Below are 776 nucleotides of genomic sequence, written 5' to 3' on the forward strand. Positions count from 1 at the left end.
CAAGCCCGCTCCCACATTTCTAACCGAGTACTCCCGGGGTATCAGGGTTTGAGCGGGAACTCCTGGTCGCGCTCCGACAGCTCTGTGCCGTCGTCCGGATGCTTCCAGGTCTGCGGTTTTTCTTCCTCGTGGCGCCGGGGTTGTTCACGCTCCGGCTCATCCTTTCGCTTGCGTTCGTCAGCCATTGTCACCTCCCATCCGTAAGATTTGGTCACACCTTTCAGCATAGAACAGGGCCATCATTTTGGACGGCCTTGGTGATTGATAGCCTGTGCGCATCAATACATCCAAATAACTCACTTATCATTTCTAAATGTGTCAGCCACTATCCGCGGTCTTAAGCGAAACAAGCACTTTAAAAAGAACGCTGGAGACACAAAACCATGACTAGCCCTTCCCGGCCCGACTCTGCCCGCTCGAAAGTTGGTGCGGTTTTCCGCGTGACTTCCGGCAACTTCCTCGAACAGTTCGACTTCTTTCTGTTCGGTTTCTACGCCACCTACATCGCCGCTGCGTTCTTCCCCGCTGCCAATGAGTTTGCGTCATTAATGATGACCTTCGCCGTGTTCGGCGCGGGCTTCCTGATGCGACCGCTGGGCGCGATTGTCCTGGGGGCCTATATCGATGACGTGGGTCGCCGCAAAGGCCTGATCGTCACCCTGTCCATCATGGCCAGCGGCACGTTGCTGATCGTGCTGGTGCCGGGTTACCACAGCATTGGCCTGTGGGCCCCGGCGCTGGTGCTGCTGGGCCGTCTGCTGCAGGGCTTCTCGGCC

The 776-nt window shown here is 57.3% G+C and carries 2 protein-coding genes; one reads left to right on the forward strand and one right to left on the reverse strand.

What is annotated here, in order from left to right; all coding sequences use genetic code 11:
- Positions 1 to 41 precede the first annotated feature (41 nt).
- Positions 42 to 185: a hypothetical protein gene (locus tag HX803_RS32225; protein WP_176995279.1), complete on the reverse strand. Its 144-nt coding sequence runs from the start codon at positions 183 to 185 to the stop codon at positions 42 to 44.
- 198 nt (positions 186 to 383) lie between these two features.
- On the opposite strand from HX803_RS32225, the gene HX803_RS32230 reads away from it, so the two are divergent.
- On the forward strand, positions 384 to 776 hold a 393-nt coding region (locus HX803_RS32230), incomplete at its 3' end, for an MFS transporter (RefSeq protein WP_178926093.1).

The sequence above is a fragment of the Pseudomonas sp. P7548 genome, from assembly GCF_013386585.1.
Taxonomy (GTDB): domain Bacteria; phylum Pseudomonadota; class Gammaproteobacteria; order Pseudomonadales; family Pseudomonadaceae; genus Aquipseudomonas.